The sequence below is a fragment of the Mycobacterium sp. UM_Kg1 genome (assembly GCF_000972925.1).
Lineage (GTDB): Bacteria > Actinomycetota > Actinomycetes > Mycobacteriales > Mycobacteriaceae > Mycobacterium > Mycobacterium hiberniae.
Window position 1 is genome coordinate 1 of sequence record NZ_JRMK01000375.1, and the last position, 279, is coordinate 279.

Consider the following 279-nt stretch of genomic DNA (forward strand, 5'->3'; position numbering starts at 1 on the left):
AGTCGCCGGCGCGGATCGCGGCGACCGCGGGGGTGCTGGCGCAGTGGCTGGCCACCGACGGCGCCGAGGCCACCCTGGCCGACGTCGCAGCGACCCTGCGCGAACGGCGAAGCCGGTTCAAATACATCGCACAGGTTTGCGCCCGGGACACCGAGCAGGCCATCGCGGGGCTGAACGCGCTGGCCGCAGCCGAGTCCGCCCCCGGCGTCATCGAGCCCCGGCCGCGGACGGCGACGTCCCGGCCGGTGTTTGTGTTTTCGGGTCAGGGTTCGCATTGGG

General features: G+C 73.5%; 1 protein-coding gene. It reads left to right on the forward strand.

From position 1 onward, the window contains the following. Window positions 1-279 (forward strand): hypothetical protein (locus LI92_RS24120; RefSeq protein ID WP_046322731.1); only part of this gene is annotated, 279 nt, incomplete at both ends.